This is a genomic window from Polynucleobacter sp. 31A-FELB, assembly GCF_018882405.1.
Classification (GTDB): Bacteria; Pseudomonadota; Gammaproteobacteria; order Burkholderiales; family Burkholderiaceae; genus Polynucleobacter.
On record NZ_JACVOO010000025.1, the window covers coordinates 1 to 18,207 of the forward strand.

Below are 18,207 nucleotides of genomic sequence, written 5' to 3' on the forward strand. Positions count from 1 at the left end.
TCAACTACCTGTTTGACTGCCTCTAACTTGAACTCTTCAGTAAACCGTCTTCTTGTACTCATGACACACCTCCTAATAGACTAAATATTAGGCTAGAAAGTGTCTATAGAAGTGGTAGCGATTCAGTTAGTAATAAAGCTACGTCTACCCGAATGGCTGCTTGCCCCTGGGATCGCTGCTCTCTGATATAGATAGTGAAAGAACTGAGTAGCAGTATTAGCATTAAAGCCATCGCTACTTTTCTTCTGGGAATAAAACAGCTTTTCTTGGGGGTCTTGTGGGGTGTAGAGCTTGATATAGGCAGCTAACTCTTTTTTAAGCTTCTCACTAATAAAGACTGTACGTGCATAACCACCCTTCGTTTGCTCTGGGCGCAGCATGATCTCGTTTTTAATAGCGCCTTCTGCATCAACAACGTCTACAAAGCGCAAAGACGCCATTTCTGCAACACGTAGCCCTGCGTAATGCGTAATAAGCAGCATCGCCCTATTTCTAGCTGAATGCTTGCGTGTAGCTATGTGATCTAAAACTCTACGTAATTCTTGTGGTGTTAATGTTTTTGCTTGTTTCATCTTGTAATCTCCCTAAATCAAATAAAAGTCACACATTCAATGTAATTTCTTATTTGTGTGAAGTCGACCTAAAAAGGCTTACAAGTATTTAGTGAAAATTCATCAATGATCACAATGGTTTAGAGATAATCGGCAGGCAAATATAAGGAAATAAGAAGAGTCTTATATTTCTACCGAAAAAGCTGAGGGTTTAGCTATTGGCTACCGTTGTGTATTTTTTCACCCAAATAAAAAATACCCCACATGGTGGTCACAATCATTTGCCAAAACAAAAATAAATAGCTGCCAAGAAACCCATAAAGCAGAATATTGCCTATAACAGCACCTTTTATTGCCACACTAATTGAATAAAAAAGGAGCTGCGACCCGATTCCCATCAAAATTAAAACAATTGACTCCGCAGTCAAAAAAGCAAACATTGAGCAGAGAAACCTTCTTCTCGTTAAGTTTATTAATACCCATTTGCCATTATGAAAGATCTTCATTGTTGGAGCTGGTGCCTGCATCTCAAAGTCCATGTCCAACTTATTGAATGTTGCTATTGCTGCTAAGGCCGCTATAAAAAATCCTGGCAGATTTTGAAGAAAACCAGTTACCTTACTAACCAATCCAGCCTCTGAGAATATTGGAAACCCTCCATTCATCCTAGCAAAAGCGATAACAATTACAGAGATAATCATCAATATAAGCGGATATACCCAATCCACTTGGTTTTTTAATTTATGGCGTATTCCTATGTAGGAAAATGGCCTAAGTAGAATTTGAACTATTAAATTCATGCGTTAAATAAAGCTGTAATTTTTTTTACTATTTTAGAATTGATTGATTCGTACGAGGCCTGCAAGATTTCATCGAATGAGTCCAACTTTGCCTTCTTAACGTAATTCTCAATATTTGGAACCTGAGTTTCAACATCAATCTCAACCGTTCTTTCTGTACCCTCTGGAGACTTAAACCTAACCTTAGCCTTCGAGTAATCCGCTTTGTTTCTATCAAAGACTTGCTTAAGCAACTTTAACTTATCTACAGTAGATTCTTCATCATTGACAACGGACAACGTTACAGAGCTATATTTTTCAGTCACGTGACCGGAATCATCAAATGCTTCATGTTCATTTTTATCCGTGATCAATTCAATAGAGTGGATCTTTCCATTGTTCAAATCATTCGCAAATTCTTCTGAAATGTGCCCAGTAAATTCAAATTTATAATTTACTTTGTATTTTTTAGGATTGCCTTTCGCATCCTTTGAGCCATCGGGATGAATCCATTCATATTTTTCAGGAGCTAACCTCTTGGCCTGTCTTAATAATCCATTCAAAACCCGCTGAACTAAAAGTACGCTAAGGCCAGAATTATGTTCACAAATTGCCAATGCAGGAGAATCTAATGACTCCTTCAAACTTATAACCATATGTATAGAAAAATCCTGCCCTTCATTTTCATATTTTTCTATTACTCGCCGACCGCCTTCAACTAAATTTGTAAAAACTGGATCGGAAATTGTTTGATCAGATTTATTTACTAATAAAACTGCTTTATCAGCACTAATCTTAAAATCTTTTATGTATATAGTTTGCAATCCCTTTTGGACAGCTCGTCTTCTAGATGGTTCATCAAGCTTTTGAATTAAATGAAGTGCATCCTTAACGGATATGGTGTTAGGCGCATCAAAACTTGCTGACTGAGAGCTAATTTTGACATCATAAAAATATACAATTCGCTCGTTTTTCTTCATTTAAATGCCCGCAATATGATTATTATCATCATAACAAACATTTATAAAATTAATAATAGCGAGCTTTAGCTCGCTTGTTTCTTCGCTCTCGCTCGAAACATTTTCCCCTCATTTAACTGAAGAAACTTTTCTTTTCATTTTTTCTGAACTCTTTCACTAGGAAGCTCAAGCCAAGCCCCTTTAGGCTTGACTTGAACAAGAACTTTCACTGAGGTCTTGTGATCAACTGATATACGCACAACTTGTTAAACAAGGAAGGCAGGTTTTGCGATCTCCCATTACGTGCCGCCATACGCAACTAATCTGCGCTCTATATCAAGGGAGCATATGCAAATTAGCTTGTGGGGTTGTTTCATTGGCTTACCCACTCACTTTCAGCCTGGACGAATTACTTCGACGTTAAGCCTACGTTCACGTATTTCTACGTTACCAACTATATACAGCATTGCAAACGCTACTACCGCAGAGGGGTGTCGTTTAAAGCATCCAACGAAAATCGTTGGGTAGTGCAATGAGGCCAGATAGTAAGAGATCCGAATTGCTAACCGTCACACATCAGAACGGGTTTCGCAGCACTATTCAATCGGCGTGCCAACCTTAACCTTACTTGTACATTTATTTAGCAAATGTAATTTCTTCATTGGTATTTATGAATTCCTTACAAAAACCAGGAGATCTGTTGTTTTTCCATGCCTATTCAGGTCGACTCCGTACAAGGCCATCTATAGATTGAAGACTCCCAAACAACAAAGGAGTTTTAAATGTCAGTTCTAACAAGTCTTAAATTAGTAACAGGTAAACGCCCAGTAAGTGCAAGCCCTATCGTTTCACGTAGAAACAAGATGGCCAGCAAGATTGCCGAGCAAGTAGCACTTTGCGAAGCACAGAAGTCAGGCGAGCAATATCAACCCAAAGTCACCCGCACATATACAAACAAGCAAACGGGTGAACGTATGACTGTAGACACAGTTAAGCGTGTACGTCAGTGGTTTTTTATCAGCCCAGAAGGCAAGATTAATTTGACGTTGAAATATGGCAGCAAAGTCCTGCCCTTGAACAAGAAAGGTGCCAATGCGATTGAACTTGCTACAGGCGATGAATTGATTGCTACGTTGAAAAATTTACAAGCCGCTGTACTAAACGGCGATTTAGATGAAGCAATTAATGAAGTAAGCGAGATGACTCGCAATTCGTTTAAGAAATGATGACCCAGGGCTAGTTTGCAATCGTGCAGCTAGCCCATTTTTAATTTTAGGAGATACACATGAATATTTACTCAGCTTACGTACGTGCAAATGGTTTCGTAGTTCAAGCCCAAATTTGCGCTAACAATATGGCCGATGCAATTTTTTTACTTAAAGGCCAGTATGGTGCAGATAATTTAGTTCACTTACCCGTGCAGGTTAATTAAGCATGTCAAATTTAGAGTTTGACGCTGCAATGCTTGGCCAATTTATCGGTACCGAGCACTATTACCGCATAAGCCCCAGCACTGTCATTACAGATGGGTGCAAATATCTAGCTGATGAAGCTGGGGCATATTGGCTAATGGATGCCCTCGCTAGTTATTTGCCTCAATTTACGGGACGTGAGGAATTTATATCTGCCAAGCTCACTGTGACAAGAGGTAGTGCCGAGCTAGTGTTAGATAACGGCAATGGCAAAGTACTTGATCGTCAGCACATCCCATTTACAGACTTCCCTTTACCTGCGATTAGCTTATTTGCCTGCTGGGGTGGTGACTTTTGGGTGCTGCTATTACCTAGCGAGTATTAACAATTACGATAATCTTCCCTGACTGGTCGCATTTAAATAATTTTCCAGCCAATCATGCTTTGCTTTTGCCCTTAATTCTCCAGGTCGCTCTTTTTTTAAAAAGGCATCAACCGCACCCCATTTTGCAGCATTAATTTCACTTGAAATATACGACCTAGATTGTGTTACTGGATCTAATTCTTTTTCTGGAAGAATTTCTGGGGGCGTCACTCCAGAAACTCCAAGCGTATGGATGTAGGTTACCCCATCAAAATCACGCCGCATAATATTTAATGTCACTGCTAGCATTAGAGAATTTTCTTTGTACTCCTCATTAAGCTCTTTAAACAAACATTGCTGTGATTCACGAGACAAAACTATTCTCGGGTAGATAGCAAGCTCACTTTCAAGCTTATAGGCATCATTCATTGCGGGGCCAAATAGTATTCCATTCTTATGATGCAAATCACCTACTGCAACACCACCTCTCGTCAGCACTCCTTTTGCTAGAAATTTCCACCACACATAACCTGCATAGTTCACCAAGCGATTCATGCCGACATTATTTTCTTTAACCACCTCAGAAATAACAATTGAGTCAGAAAAGGCAGATATCTGCATTTCAGTTTTTCCATTAAATGGATATTTTTCTTGTAGTTCTTTTGGCATTTCTAGCACACTTAAAATTAAATCCTCTTGATGCTCATCGATCAATTTTTTAAATCCAAGAATATCTAAAAATAACACTGCTCTGCGTTCATACATTTCATGACTCCATAAAAATCTATTAAGACACTGTTCTCCACTTTATTAAATAGATGTAGGAGAACAATATGAGACTACATGAATTTATTGAACAAGATGAGTGGATTCGTTTGCAACGAATTATGTACGCCAGTGCTTGGGAAGCGTTAAACACTTATCAAAAACAACGTGCAGCGCAGTACGCCCCTAAGCCCCTAGCTACAAAGCTAAAGCCCGAGGCTACTAAAAAGGCACGTACCCTAGCTATCAAAGCAAAACGCCCACCCCAAGTTGCAGCACCCAAGCCCTTACCCAAACCCAAGCCACTACCCCAACCTGCTGCTATTGGCACCCCAGCGTATCAACCTGTCAAAGCACCCACCCCACTACCTGCTGGAACTAAAACAGTAGCCGCGAGAAGCCAACCTAAGCCCCCGCCACAAAGTGCCAAATTACCGCCCAGTATGCGTGAATTACCAAGCGGTCAAGTAGCCATGATCCATGCCAAAACCGATCCGATAGTGCAGAAGAATATGGACAAAGATCGAGGCTAGAGAAGCGGAAGAGCGGTGGTCTTGGGGATCTATATAACGCAGAAAAGTGCGCTACCGGCACAACAGGCACTATGCGAAATTAGATGCTCAAGATTTTTTCTTCTTAAGAGCTTCTTGTTGCTGCTTAAGTTTTTTAGATCGGTATACCTCGGGTACCTCAATCTCATTAAAGAGAGCTTTTCTAGCTTTCGGTGCCCTGACATTTTCAGCAATAGCTTCACCGGTAGCCCTGTCATAGTGCTTGGCAATAATCCCAGGTGAATTACCCAATTGCAAGGCAATATCTCGGAGTGGCACTCCATCAAAATTAAGTACCGCTGTCGTATGGGCACTTCGGAAGCTATAAAACACACGCTTCTTGCCCGAGTTTGGATCTCGCAATAAATTATGCTCTTCCAAAAAGCGATCAAACATGTGATTGCTTGTACCCATCTTAGCCCCGCTCTTGGTTCTAAAAACATATCCGGGGTCATTATTTTCGGTTAGCTTTTTAAGTGTTACCTCAGGGTCGGGGTAATTTCTAGCCACAATTTCTTTTAACACTTTGAAGGTTTCATCAAAGCCGTTGACATTGCGATCCTTGGTTTTGCCATATACAGCAAGCGTGACGGTTGGCTGCCACTTTAATGGCTCAATTAAATTGCCCTCTTCGTCATACTCCTCAATTAAATCATCTTGGCTTATATCTTCTATCAAGAAGCCATCTTCATCCACTTCTTCTTTTGGAGCATCAACTACCCGCACCTTGTACTTGATATTTTTCCACTGCAAATTGAGCAGCTCTTTACCAGGTCTTGCACCCGTATCAATCAAAATGCGTACATAGTCATAGAGAAGTTGGCGCTGCTCACGCTTAGCCTCTGATCTACCACGCTCAATCCAGGCAGGAATGTTGGCCAAGATTGCATTGATTTCTTTAATACTGAAAGTGGCGTAGTTCTCACCCTTACGACCCTTGGTCTCTAACTCGGGTTTATTAGCCCTGGTCATAAAACCACGCAAGATCGCTTCTTCAAAAATGTAATTGAGCGTGACATTATGTTTACGCACTGTGCTGTATGCAGGCTCTTTACCCATCAGCGTTGCACGATCTTCTTCATACTGCTTTAATGCCGCGTAATCAATCTTGTCGATATTCTTATTACCCAGACAAGGGATTAGGAAATCATCAATGATTCTCTTGTATACGTTATAGGAGACTGGCGCCTCGCCTTTTTTAGCTTTATCGTCCATGCGCTGTTTAGTTAAACGAGCGATGTCTTTGAATTTCTTGGTAACTACAGGAAGGTTGGCTTCTTTTTTAAGCTCGGCGATACGCTTGAGGTCTTTAGCCTTTTCAATGGCTTTTTCACGATCTCGCAATTTGGTGGAAGCTATTAGCCACTTGCCATCCACCTTGTAACGGCACTGCCAAACAGTACTCGTTGGGCGCTTATAGAGAATAAGCTCACGTGGGTAGATTTCGTAGGTGCTGTCGAGCTTTTCAGGCATCACAACACTTTAAATTTTTATAACGCTTACGTCAACGGATTTTGTAGAAGCGACCATGTCAAATTACTACGCACAGTTAAGATCAAATCTGGATGCAATGTCGGACCGAATTTCATTGCCCAATGATATTGTCCCAACTGCGATAACAATATACTGATCGCAGCCATACTTAGTTATCGGCTGAGAATTAAAACCACCACCTAGCTTAACATCCTCAATCAACACACTTAAAAATCTATAAAATTTAACAATCTTGGTCTGCAGCGATGGATCCAACAAAAAGAGACACCCCTTTACTTGCGTCTACCCCTAATACTTTTTACCCAATTTTCTAGCTGCTCAATATCTTGCTTCAATTCATCAGACCCAGGCACTGGCGCTCTTGCCGCTGCAGCCTGATCATGCCCAGTCAACCATGAAGAACATTTTGACATTGCAACATTTACAGCATCACAATCATCTTCTGTAATATCGATTAGAGGCATAAGTTTTTTTGTTTCAATGCTAGGTCTAAATCTCTCAACAACCCCACCCAAAAGTACCTCCTCTAAAGCACGCTCCCAAGCCTCTCGCAAATAACCATACAGTTGGGCCGCCTCCTTTTCATAAGCATCAAAATTTCCAGTTCTTGAGAGCTTATCTGCAGCTTGCCAACCATTTTTCAGAAATCCAATTTTTCCCTTAACAGACATAGCAACCCAAGGTAACTCTTCAACACAAACTCCTGCACCAATTGCTTGACGACGAATATGCTGATCAAGCTGTACAACTTTACTTTGATCTGCAAATTGTTTTAGCGCCAGTAGGAACACAACATCATGTGTAAAAACAATTACTTGCCTTCGCTCAGACTCTTCAACCAAACGTCTAGCAACAGCACCACGCCATTGGAAATCTAATGATGAAACAGGATCATCAAATACAATTGCAGAAGGATCTTCGGCTGTGCTCAGCTCAGCAAAAAAGGCTGCTATTGAAATACAGCGTTGCTCCCCCTCGCTTACAACCTTAGGAACATCAATACCTGGGTTACGAGTCAAAATTAGTTTGTGATAGAAAACACCGTCAGCACCACCAACTTCTTTAAGCTCTACTTCAACGTGCCTAAAAGTTAATCGCCCCAGCTCCTCCTTAAAACTTCTCTTCAAACCCTCTGACACTATTGCTTTAGTGACAGCAGTACTCTTTTGCGTAATCGCATTGGGCTTCGTTTCGTCAATGCACTGGCTATAAGCAGCAATTTTCTTTTTATTTTCAATTTCCAATAAAATTTCCGCTTCATGTTTTGCGAGTATGACTCTTGCTTTCAGCTCATTTACTTCAGCAGTCATTTTTTCACGCACATCCTCACCCTGAGACTCTTTCAACGCCTTAATGCGAGCCTGAATTTCTAATTGAATGGCCTGCAGACTCTCAAAAGAAGATGTAAGTACTGGGCATTGATCACTCAACTCCCTGTCTTCATTAAGTGCAGCAATAATTTCTGTCCGTCGTCTCTCATTTTCCTCTAGAGAATGACGTATCTTTTCTACCTTTTCCGCATAATCAACATTCAGCTCATTTAGAGTTCCATCAATAGCCTCTGTAATCATTTTGAATGTGATCAAAATATCTTTTAGACGAGAAAACTGCTCGCGCAGTTTTCGTAGCTCGCTCTCTGTAGTTGATTGAACAAAACTCTCAAATTGTGAGAGCCTATGAACCGCAGCGTGATCCAGATTTTGTTGGCAAAGCACACATTTAGCCCCCTCTTCCGTAAAAGGAAAATCTCTATCTAAATAAGCCAATTCTTCAGAAAAAATCTGCGCCGAATCCCACATAGCCTTCCAAAAATCACCCCCCGTTCCATGAAGAAGATCATCCGGGAATGTCGCAGAACGCAAACAATTAGCCTCTTCAGCCTTCCTTTTCCCTTCCGCACGAGTATCAAATATTTTATTAATTTCCGAATCTGACAGAATTGATTCAACATTTCTTAGATGCGCCTCCAAGGCTTGAATCCGATCTGCGCGAAGGCTTAACTGTACAAGTAACTTTTTGGGATCATTTGTCTGTAAATCTTGCAATGACTTGTCCAAAAATTCAATGCGCCTTTGCTCCTCTACCGTAAGTTCAGTTAAGGCTTTAACTGATTCTATTTTTGTTAGCGAATTTATATTTCCAACTAATCTAGATGCAGCCGTTCCAGCTGGTATTTGCTCGGCTATACGCGATACAGAGCTAGTACTAAGCGCACGTTGCTGAGTTTCTAATTTGGCACGGACGGCCCGACATGCACGAACAAGCTTGTCAAATAAATCTAGCCCAAACGGAAGAAAAGCTACATCAGTTCTCTCATTTAAATAAACCGCAGCACATTGTGAATCAAAAACACTAACACGTGAAATATATTCATCTGTAGCACCCCCATGCCACTGACGAATCTCTTCAGCACCAACTTTGTATTTGATATTTACAGTAGGCGGTGGAGGTGCAACTCCAGAAACAATATTGCCCAATATATCCTCTTGCCCACGTGCACGACAAGCCAACTTAAGAATACGTATATAACCCGTTTTTCCTGCACCATTATCACCATAAACAATAGTGAGGTTAGGTGAAAAATTAAGTTGCTGATTTTCAGCTAGAGCATTTACGCCTTTATCGTGAAATATGGAATTCAAAGTTACAGCTAGTGCTGCAGCTCCTCTTTGGGGAACATGCTCCTCGGAAAGAGGCTTGCCCTTAGTATTTTCTGATAACCCATACTTCCCTTTGCATATCTCAGTAAGTGAATCTAGATCTTCCTCTACCAAATCTCCATTAACAACCAATCTTCTAAGAGCATCACGCTGCCATTCAGGACGATCTTTAGACCACTCCAATATTTGCTGCAAAACTGTCATGGCTAATACCTTTATGAAATTGTGCTTAGATCAATCGGAATGTGAAAGTTTAGGCTTTCATTAATATCTGCAACAAAATCCTGCCAAGTTCCTTTCTCAACTCTTCTAGCAACATAAAAAGATGCCATAGTTAAGAAACGTTCTGCAACAACCCGAAGATCGCCAATGAAAGTACCAAGCACTTGAGTCTGATCAACGCCATATGACAAGTAAATTGAATCACGATAATGCGCTTTTCCTCGGTAACGAAACGCTTGAACCAAGTAATTAACCGACTCCTGTTGTAGCCTGTCATCCCTTAATTTGCGAGCAGCTGCAGATCGAAAATTTGTCACATTTAAATCGCGAAATGCTCGATTAGACTTTATATCCTCCTCCACTTGCCACTTGACATATTCAGCAGTTCCTTTGAGGTAAGAAATTGCGGCTCCACGAGCTTCAACTGAGTTTTTAGGTTCGATATTTAAGTCGTGGGTATTGGATTGCCTAAGCGCAGCAATTTCACTCTCAACTGTTTTTGTTACTGCATTACTAAGCATAAAAGAAAATGGCGCTACAGCAAGTCCATTTGCAACGATATCGGATTGCCATACTTTGGCTGTTTTTGAGTGCGTTTGTGGATTAGATGCACTACATGCAGCGATCATTGCCTTTGATGCATAATAAGTACTGTAGTACCAAGCAACGATAGCTGAACGCACTACCTCATACTTACCTGCGCTTAGCATGTCAAATGAAGTCAAACTTGACAGATTATGTAGACTCATCACCAACATCTCAAAGACAAGTGTATCTGCCTCTGGATTTACTTTTCTACGTTGAACCTGGGAATATTTTCTTTGCAGCATTTGGTGCGAAAAAGTACTGGAATCAGCAAGCATTGAAAGTGCTCGCATCCAATTAACTGTGCCTTGAAAAGCAAATCTTGGAGTCGGCTGATGCCCATGATCAAAGAGACGATTGAGTAGCCAATTTGGCATATAAGATTAGATACCCTTACTAATAAAAATTATAGGATCAGTATATAAAGTAGGTCTTGTATCTACAAGGATTTAATAGCGGTTATCCCCTCAATACTTACAAAGTAGAATTGTGATTAACTACTACTCAAGACAACGCAGGCAATTTTTTCCGATTAGAAACAACATTAGAGCCAAATTGATAGGTTTATAAGGGTTACCTAAAGTAACGCTCAAAAAAAACCAACCCGAAGGTTGGTATTTTCATTTCTGGTGGGCCCACCAGGACTTGAACCTGGGACCAAAGGATTATGAGAGCAGACAACCAAAGAAAACCACTAGGATTTCAAGAGCTTACGCCGCACGATTATCGGTGTGTAAGCGTTTGTGTGACTAATTTAACGAGATCGCAAGAAACGCTGGTTCACTCTTTGGTTTTCAAAACCAAAGGATTTTGGAGCAACCATCTAACACTTCGTTGCTCCAAAGGGTTCTTTTATTAGCATTGCGAGCGTTACTTTAAGTAACGCTCGTTTGGAAAACTGGGGATAACGACCTAAGGTGAATTTTCTTGCCTCGGAAATTAATCATGAATTCCTATCTAGATTCCTCAATAGTTTGCCCATCTCTAATAGCGTAAATTCGCTTAAATAGAGGGATAATTTTTTCATCATGGGTAACCACAATAATTGCAGTCTGATATTGGCTGGCCATTTGATTTAAGATCCCCATCACTCCTAAGGCTCTTTCGCTATCTAAAGGAGCTGTCGGTTCGTCGGCTAAAATCACTGGGGGTCTATTTGCCAAAGCCCTTGCAATGGAAACTCGTTGTTGCTCACCCCCAGATAATTCTGATGGGTTAGCATTCGCCCGATGCGCAACATCTAAAGCTTCTAGTAACTCCTTAGCCCTCGCTCTAGCAATATTGTTTGGCACCCCCGCAAGCATAGGTAAAAGCGCCACGTTATCCGTCACGTTCAGAAAGGGAATTAAGTAAGGCGCTTGAAAAATAAAGCCAATTTTGTCTCTTCTCAGAGCCCTTAAGTCCTTAATCTTCCAACCATTCTCGTAGATCACTTCACCACCCAAAGTCATGCGACCTGCTGTGGGCTCAATGACTGCTCCTAGACATTTCAGTAGCGTACTTTTTCCAGACCCAGATGGGCCTATAAGCCCAACCACTTCACCAGGAGCAATTTGCATGTTGACATTTTTTAGGGCATCTACAGCAGCATCACCATGTCCGTAAGTTTTTCGAAGTCCCTCTAATTGAATACTGTATGTACTCATATCAGCCCCCTATCGCTTGGGCAGGATCTACTAGCAATGCAGTCCTGATCGCCAAGGTACTAGCTAAAGCGCATATGACCATCACTAAAATGAATCCGATGACTGCATCTATCGGCTCCAATAAAACATATTTTGGAAACAGCGGCGCCCAAAAAGTAGCTGAAGTTTTTCCCACAATAAACCCGATTAAACCCAATCCAAGGGCTTGTTGCAAGATCATGCTAGCAATAGTGCTATTTTGAGTGCCAATCAATTTCAACACGGCAATCTCCCTAATCTTTCCTAGGGTCATGGTGTAGATAATGAAAGCCACAATGGCAGCGCTTACTACCGCCAAGATCACTAGAAACATACCAATTTGTTTCGCAGAATTTGCAATCAACTTGGCAACAAGGATTTCTTCCATCTGCGCTCTTGTATACACCTCAAGATGTTTCCAGCGACGGATTGGTTTAGCCACCTCCTCCGGAGTTCTTCCTTCTTGGATTTGAACAAGGATGGCATTCACACTGTGATTGGTAGATTGCGATGCCGTAATAGCATCCAATAACCCAGGAATGGGGCGATTCAAACTGGGATTGGCTACGTTTCTGGCGCGATCATTCAGAATCGCATCGTTGTCCTTTAGAAATTGCGCCTCTTGTGCATCTTTAATTGGAATGAATACCATTGGATCACCGCCCGATGAAACCATGCGTCGAGTTAAACCCACTACCCGATACTGATGGCGCTTAATTTGAATGAGGTCGTTTAGCTCAAACCCCGTTTTGATATCCGCTAAAGCTTCATAGTGTGATTGGACTATGTGTCGACCAGAAATCAAATAGGCCGGCTCACCAAGCTGCCCACTTTCTACCCCAACCACCATGGCTCTAGTGTCACTCTGCCCTTTACGAACCTGCATTGTGAGATAGGTGATGTTAGCTGCGCGTGCAACGCCTGGCATTCCCAGCACGCCTCTTACATAGTCATCTCGAATGCTGGATGCTTCAGCATAAGGGCCTTGGGTATCTTTTTGTACCACCCAAAGATCTGCACCGCTATTGTTTAGTAGGGCCATGGCATCATCCACCATGCCTCGATATACCCCTGCCATTGTTAGAGTGACACCGATTAGCAGTCCGAGGCCCAATCCCGTTAGAGCAAACTTACCCCAAGAATGCGCAATGTCACGACCCGCTAGGCTAATCACGGCGTTTTCTTCAATAAAGAATCAACCACCTTAATACGCTGCCCTTCTTTAATTTCAGCATCGCTATAGAGAACAACTTCATCACCACTCTTAAGTCCACTCAGAATAACCACTTGACCATTTAAGCCGTTTTGTCCAATTTGTACCCGAGCAAAATGGGGCTTGCCATCCTTGAGCACCCATACCCCAGTTTCATCACCCCTCTTTTTAATGCTTGCATTGGGCAAGCTAAGGCCATATTCACTAGAGGCTAATTGCAATGTCACTTCTGCCATCTCCCCAATTGAAACAGTCTTGGGCATATCTATCATTTCAATTTGGGCAATGCGTTCTTCCGCGACACTATCACTGAGCATCTCAACGCGAACTACCTTGCCCGAGATTGGGTGATGTGGATTAGAGCGCAATATCACATTTGCATCTAAGCCAACGGCTAATCCCATTGACTTACCTTGGTCAAAACGCGTCTTAATCCATAGGCTCGTTGGGTCGATTAATTTTAAAACCGCCTGACCAGCAATAACGGTTGAGCCTGGCTCGGCATCTCTAGATGTAATGATCCCATCTACTGGAGCCCTTAATTTAATATTAAGCTCTTGTTGTTTAAGCCCAGCCAAATCAGCAGTTGTTTTTTGAACAATCGCTTTTGCTGAATTGAGTTCCTGTGACTTGCCTTCAACAACAATTGGGCTAATAAAATTTTTCTTTCCCAACTCCACATATCGCTTGTACGTTTCAGAAGCCAGCAGTAAGCGTGCCTTTGCATCAGTCACTTGTGCCTCAGCAGCAATCATTCTCTGATTCAGATCAATAGAATCCATCTCGGCAAGTAGTTGACCCTCTTTAACCAAATTGCCTACATCTACATATACGTTTGAAACGCGTCCAGCAACTACTGGTCCCATCAAATATGACCGCCTCGCTTCAATTGTTCCCACTCCAAATAGTGTGGGTGCAAGCGATTGGTCGCTGACTTTAATGGTCGTCACTTTTGTGGACGCTAAAGGCCCAGAATTTAGAACAACAAATCCAAATACGACTAATAAAAATGTAAGCGTGAGACCCATCAGTAATTGACGGCGGGTAATGTTCAATTCACGCATTCGGAGTAGAAGCGAACTTAAGAGTTCTTTTAATTTAATGGTGCTATTCATTTTTTTGAGCCATTAATGTACTTGAATAAAAGATGCCTATCTTTTAATCATGCTCCCTTTAGTTGTTTAAGGGGTGATTTAATTACCTATTACGATGGAAATCAACGCAATCGTTATTAATCCCTAATATTAATCTTTTTGCACTATTTAAAGCTATCATACACTATATATTATTATATAATGTATGATAGCTTTAACACCAAACTTGTTACGTCGAACGATCCCTACTTGGGTAAAAAAATATCTAAGCTAAGTAAAGCCTATTCCATCCTACAAAAGCAATATAAGAACTGCTGGGTGGTCCCCATAGGGGTTTGATGGAGCTCTGTTGAGCTGTCAATCAGCTTGAATGTCTGACCAAACTGACTGTGAAGATTTTCTGAGTCATAGCGAACGATGTCTAAACCACTGCACTTCTCAGGGCCCTCGGGTCCAAAGGTCGACATAATCACATAGCCACCATGCTTTACTGAGCGCATCACTTGTTCTACATATCTTGCTCGTTGTGCTTCTTCAGTTAAAAAATGAAAGACGGCTCTGTCGTGCCAAACGTCAAAATAGCCTTGCGGTAATGTTGCTTGTGTAATATCAGCGCAGTACCAGTGAACCTGAACAGCCCGCTTACCAATACGATCCCTAGCTACATCAATTGCTTTTTGAGAAATATCTAAAACGCTGATGTCCTCATAACCCTCAGACAAAAGGTCGTCAACTAGCGTAGATTCGCCACCACCAATATCAATAATGACGGCATCTTTACTGTGTGCTGCTTGATGAATAAGACTGAGGGATGTATCAAGGTGTGGCGCATACCAACTCAGCGCATCCGGTGCCTTGTCGCCGTAGACCTTCTCCCAATGTTCTTTTTTGTTCATTTGCTAGTGCTTAGGCTGTTTGTTAACAGCCTTCTTGTAAGCATCCATGCCACCTTTAGTTTTCCACTCTTCATAGCCACCCTGAAGAATGCGCAAATTCTCATAGCCAGCAACACGCAAAGCAAAGCCTGCCTGCGCTGAGAGACTGCCGGTATTACAGTAGATTAAGACAGGCTTGTTCTTAGGAATCTTATCCTTTTGTGCCAAGACTTGGCGCCACTCAATGTTGACTGCTCCAGGAATATGGCTCTTATCAAACTGAGCCTTATCTCTAGCATCAATCACCATCATCTTCTTATATTCTTCTGCGGGTATCTGCTCAGGAAATATCGTAGCACCGCCATAGTCCACAAACTCAAGATAACCCGCCATCTCATCAACAGCAATAGCTTTGTTATCAGCAAATGTAGGGCTTGCTATGAATGATGTGAGCGCAAGCGCAATGAATAGTTTTCTCATTTATTTCCCAGTCTTAATAGTTGATTTGAACTTATCGAATTCAGGTCTCACGCTATCGTTAAATAACTTACCTTGCTTCTTCTGCTTGGTGGTTCCCTCTAACTCCAGAATGTCCGCAATGATTTGATAGCTCACCATGCCATTGTGAGCGCCACCACTTGCCGCTATGTTTTGTCCGTTGTACCAAACTGAAGGAGCTGGCGTTAATGGCGGAACGGCTGTTTGGGGCAGAACCAAAATTGGTAGTCGATACGCATTAGCAATTTCTGCGGCAATTTGAACATTGGTGTTACATCTGGTCCCAGGAGGATCTTGATTAATGAATACCAAGGCTTTTTGCCCGTTAATCTCTAGCGGGACAGGGCTGTTAGCAAGAACGCTTAATGAGAACAAAGAGATAATGACCCCCACGAGCTTTTTAAGCATTTACACCCTCACTTATATTCAATAAAATCATTGAATGATTATGCCTAGACAAAAATCTACTTTCAAGCAAAAACTGTTCGAGCAATTTGCCAAACTCGGGAAAGCCCTTGGCTCAGAAGTGCGCTTAGAGCTGATTGAACTGATTATTCAGTGCCCTACAGCTGTTGAAGACCTAGCTAAAAAGGTTAAGCTGCCAATTGCCAATGTATCGCAACATCTACAAGTACTTAAACAAGTAGGCATTGTGAATACGATCAGACAAGGTAAATCCATTGTTTATGAGATAGCGGACTCAGATGTCATTGATTTGTTCTTAAAGCTACAAGGTGTTGGACAGCGCCACATTGAAGAAGTCGATAGCCTCGTCAATAAGTACCTCACCTCGCGAGATAGCTTAGAAGGCATGCCAGTTAATCAAGTACTTAAATTAGCCAAGCGTGGAGAAATCACGCTTTTAGATGTGCGGCCTAGTGAAGAGTACGCTCACTCCCATCTTGAAGGGGCACTCAATATCACCCTTGAGGAATTAGAAGAGAGATTGGGGGATTTTCCAAAATCTAAAACGATTGTCGCTTACTGTAGGGGCACGTACTGCGTACTATCTTATGAAGCTGTAAAGCGCCTCAGAGAAAAAGGATTTAAGGCAGTACGAGCAGAAGATGGCATACCCAATTGGCTCAATATGAATTTGAAGCTAGCTAAACAAGACGAGTAGTGATTGTTCCGTCTTAATCGCCTTATTCAAACGCCACAGTCTGCTTTTAAGTCGGCGCTTGTACTTTCTTTAGCTTTACATGTCTGCTTTCTACTTTTATGGGCTCCATCAACAGTAAAGCCGCTAAAAACAGTTAAAGAAGATGTCGTTGTTATCAAACTGAACGAGCCGCAAGAAAAGCAAGAGCCCGTCAACATCCAGAAGAATCAGACGCTCACAAAGAAGGCCCCAGCAACACAAGCAGCTCCAAATGCCCCAACAGCAGAGGAATGGGCTTTTGCCTCAACCTACACATTAAAAAATAGTAAAGGCTACAGACACACCTGGGGCAAGCAAGTGCGTAGCATGATGGGAACAGCTGTTGAAGGTGCCGATCAAGGGCAGGTGAGATTCAGAATCGAGATTGCTCCAAATGGAAGCATCACTAAAGTTGAAACACTCTGGAAGACATCTGATAAGGCTGAAGCCCTTGCTCGTAAAGCAATTTATTCAATGCCACCGCCACCGCCCACGCCAACTGGCAAACCACTCATCTTTGAAAAGACAATTTCATTTACGCCATTTGCTACTGATGACACACCCATTTACAGTGATGACTGTTTACCTGATCCACCATCATTTAACAATCCATTCGCATGGGATGGCAAATCACCGCAAGGGATAAAACAAAATAAGCCTGCCGAAAAGCTCGGTCCTGAAGCATTAGCAGAGTGCCTCAAACAATTACCTCAGGATTCTATTGAAGGTGTGGCCGCTCATAATCAGCGACAGCTAGATCAATGGGGGTCAAGCAATCTAAATCAAAGAAAGTAGTTCACGTACATACGTCTATGCGCATATATTTGTAATGTCGTTTTAAACGATATTCCTATAATGGGGCAAGCAAAAACACTTAAGGCGTCTATGGCTTGGATTATTACTAAGTATCTCCTAACAGCAGGGATGGTTGTATTCATTTCTGAAGTTGCAAAGCGAAGCGATCGACTGGGTGGCTTTATTGCGGCATTGCCCTTGATGACGCTTTTAACTCTGGTGTGGTTGTATGTTGAAAACCAGCCCGAGGAAAAGATAGCCAATCATGCCTATTACACCTTTTGGTATGTAATTCCAACATTGCCAATGTTTCTATTGTTTCCACTGCTACTTCCAAAGTTAGGATTTTGGCTAACGATGGGGGCTTGCGTAGTGGCAACTATCATCTGCTTTGGCCTATTTGCCTTGATGATGAAGGGCTTTGGAATTAATCTGCTATAGGCAATGGCATTTATTGGCCTTGATTTCAACCCGTCGATGCAACAGTTAGGGCAAAACGTTCTGCCGGTGTTTGATAGTTTAGTGTTTTTCTAGGACGTTCATTGAGTTGCCTTGCTACAGCATTGAGTTTGGCTTGGGAGTAAT

At 41.9% G+C, this 18,207-nt stretch carries 21 protein-coding genes and 1 pseudogene; 7 read left to right on the forward strand and 15 right to left on the reverse strand.

What is annotated here, in order from left to right; all coding sequences use genetic code 11:
- From ICN30_RS11810 to ICN30_RS10970, 4 genes are all read right to left on the reverse strand, one after another.
- On the reverse strand, window positions 1-62 hold a 62-nt coding region (locus tag ICN30_RS11810), incomplete at its 3' end, for a transposase (protein ID WP_370623727.1).
- A gap of 60 nt (window positions 63-122) precedes the next feature.
- The gene (locus ICN30_RS10960; RefSeq protein WP_255533226.1) at window positions 123-572 is read right to left on the reverse strand and encodes a site-specific integrase; all 450 of its coding nucleotides are present in this window, start codon (window positions 570-572) and stop codon (window positions 123-125) included.
- Between the two features lie 194 nt (window positions 573-766).
- The gene (locus ICN30_RS10965) at window positions 767-1,351 is read right to left on the reverse strand and encodes a hypothetical protein (protein WP_216275679.1); all 585 of its coding nucleotides are present in this window, start codon (window positions 1,349-1,351) and stop codon (window positions 767-769) included.
- The gene (locus ICN30_RS10970; protein ID WP_216275681.1) at window positions 1,348-2,310 is read right to left on the reverse strand and encodes a hypothetical protein; all 963 of its coding nucleotides are present in this window, start codon (window positions 2,308-2,310) and stop codon (window positions 1,348-1,350) included. The genes ICN30_RS10965 and ICN30_RS10970 overlap by 4 nt, the downstream gene beginning before the upstream one ends.
- Window positions 2,311-3,071: 761 nt before the next feature.
- Between ICN30_RS10970 and ICN30_RS10975 the strand changes: the two genes are divergently transcribed.
- The 3 genes from ICN30_RS10975 to ICN30_RS10985 are packed head-to-tail and all read left to right on the forward strand — an operon-like array spanning window position 3,072 to window position 4,086.
- The gene (locus ICN30_RS10975) at window positions 3,072-3,515 is read left to right on the forward strand and encodes a DUF6641 family protein (protein ID WP_216275683.1); all 444 of its coding nucleotides are present in this window, start codon (window positions 3,072-3,074) and stop codon (window positions 3,513-3,515) included.
- 59 nt (window positions 3,516-3,574) lie between these two features.
- Complete coding sequence (locus ICN30_RS10980) at window positions 3,575-3,721, forward strand: hypothetical protein (RefSeq protein ID WP_216275685.1); 147 nt, start codon at window positions 3,575-3,577, stop codon at window positions 3,719-3,721.
- A 2-nt stretch (window positions 3,722-3,723) separates the two neighbouring features.
- Complete coding sequence (locus ICN30_RS10985) at window positions 3,724-4,086, forward strand: DUF6876 family protein (RefSeq protein ID WP_216275687.1); 363 nt, start codon at window positions 3,724-3,726, stop codon at window positions 4,084-4,086.
- Window positions 4,087-4,089: 3 nt separating this feature from the next.
- On the opposite strand, the gene ICN30_RS10990 is transcribed toward ICN30_RS10985, so the two are convergent.
- Window positions 4,090-4,830, reverse strand: coding sequence for a hypothetical protein (locus ICN30_RS10990; RefSeq protein WP_216275689.1), 741 nt, complete (start codon window positions 4,828-4,830; stop codon window positions 4,090-4,092).
- A 68-nt stretch (window positions 4,831-4,898) separates the two neighbouring features.
- Here ICN30_RS10990 and ICN30_RS10995 point away from each other — a divergent pair, with 68 nt between their 5' ends.
- A complete protein-coding gene (locus ICN30_RS10995; protein ID WP_216275691.1) occupies window positions 4,899-5,363 on the forward strand; it encodes a hypothetical protein in 465 nt (154 codons plus the stop codon).
- 87 nt (window positions 5,364-5,450) lie between these two features.
- Here ICN30_RS10995 and ICN30_RS11000 read toward each other — a convergent pair whose 3' ends face one another.
- The 9 genes from ICN30_RS11000 to ICN30_RS11040 form a co-directional block, all read right to left on the reverse strand.
- A complete protein-coding gene (locus ICN30_RS11000; RefSeq protein ID WP_216275693.1) occupies window positions 5,451-6,854 on the reverse strand; it encodes a hypothetical protein in 1,404 nt (467 codons plus the stop codon).
- A gap of 293 nt (window positions 6,855-7,147) precedes the next feature.
- Window positions 7,148-9,739, reverse strand: coding sequence for an AAA family ATPase (locus ICN30_RS11005; protein WP_216275695.1), 2,592 nt, complete (start codon window positions 9,737-9,739; stop codon window positions 7,148-7,150).
- Between the two features lie 11 nt (window positions 9,740-9,750).
- On the reverse strand, window positions 9,751-10,719 hold the full coding sequence (locus tag ICN30_RS11010) for a hypothetical protein (RefSeq protein WP_216275697.1): 969 nt from the start codon (window positions 10,717-10,719) through the stop codon (window positions 9,751-9,753).
- A 576-nt stretch (window positions 10,720-11,295) separates the two neighbouring features.
- A complete protein-coding gene (locus ICN30_RS11015; protein WP_216186617.1) occupies window positions 11,296-11,988 on the reverse strand; it encodes an ABC transporter ATP-binding protein in 693 nt (230 codons plus the stop codon).
- A gap of 1 nt (window position 11,989) precedes the next feature.
- Window positions 11,990-13,180, reverse strand: coding sequence for an ABC transporter permease (locus ICN30_RS11020; protein ID WP_216186614.1), 1,191 nt, complete (start codon window positions 13,178-13,180; stop codon window positions 11,990-11,992).
- A complete protein-coding gene (locus tag ICN30_RS11025; protein ID WP_255533227.1) occupies window positions 13,177-14,334 on the reverse strand; it encodes an efflux RND transporter periplasmic adaptor subunit in 1,158 nt (385 codons plus the stop codon). Before ICN30_RS11025 ends, ICN30_RS11020 begins: the two co-directional genes overlap by 4 nt.
- A 260-nt stretch (window positions 14,335-14,594) precedes the next feature.
- The gene (locus tag ICN30_RS11030) at window positions 14,595-15,209 is read right to left on the reverse strand and encodes a class I SAM-dependent methyltransferase (protein ID WP_216186612.1); all 615 of its coding nucleotides are present in this window, start codon (window positions 15,207-15,209) and stop codon (window positions 14,595-14,597) included.
- Window positions 15,210-15,212: 3 nt separating this feature from the next.
- Window positions 15,213-15,668, reverse strand: a complete 456-nt coding sequence (locus tag ICN30_RS11035) for a rhodanese-like domain-containing protein (RefSeq protein WP_062309688.1) — start codon at window positions 15,666-15,668, stop codon at window positions 15,213-15,215.
- Window positions 15,669-16,094, reverse strand: a complete 426-nt coding sequence (locus ICN30_RS11040) for a hypothetical protein (RefSeq protein WP_062309686.1) — start codon at window positions 16,092-16,094, stop codon at window positions 15,669-15,671.
- Between the two features lie 34 nt (window positions 16,095-16,128).
- Between ICN30_RS11040 and ICN30_RS11045 the strand changes: the two genes are divergently transcribed.
- The 3 genes from ICN30_RS11045 to ICN30_RS11055 all read left to right on the forward strand — a co-directional run bounded on the left by ICN30_RS11045 (window position 16,129) and on the right by ICN30_RS11055 (window position 18,063).
- Window positions 16,129-16,809 (forward strand): metalloregulator ArsR/SmtB family transcription factor, encoded by a 681-nt coding sequence (locus tag ICN30_RS11045; protein WP_082784110.1) that lies wholly within the window; start codon window positions 16,129-16,131, stop codon window positions 16,807-16,809.
- Between the two features lie 3 nt (window positions 16,810-16,812).
- On the forward strand, window positions 16,813-17,622 hold the full coding sequence (locus ICN30_RS11050; protein ID WP_216186610.1) for an energy transducer TonB: 810 nt from the start codon (window positions 16,813-16,815) through the stop codon (window positions 17,620-17,622).
- A 90-nt stretch (window positions 17,623-17,712) separates the two neighbouring features.
- A complete protein-coding gene (locus tag ICN30_RS11055; RefSeq protein ID WP_062309684.1) occupies window positions 17,713-18,063 on the forward strand; it encodes a DUF3147 family protein in 351 nt (116 codons plus the stop codon).
- 25 nt (window positions 18,064-18,088) lie between these two features.
- Here ICN30_RS11055 and ICN30_RS11060 read toward each other — a convergent pair.
- Window positions 18,089-18,207: pseudogene (locus tag ICN30_RS11060) on the reverse strand (IS30 family transposase); the annotation flags it as partial.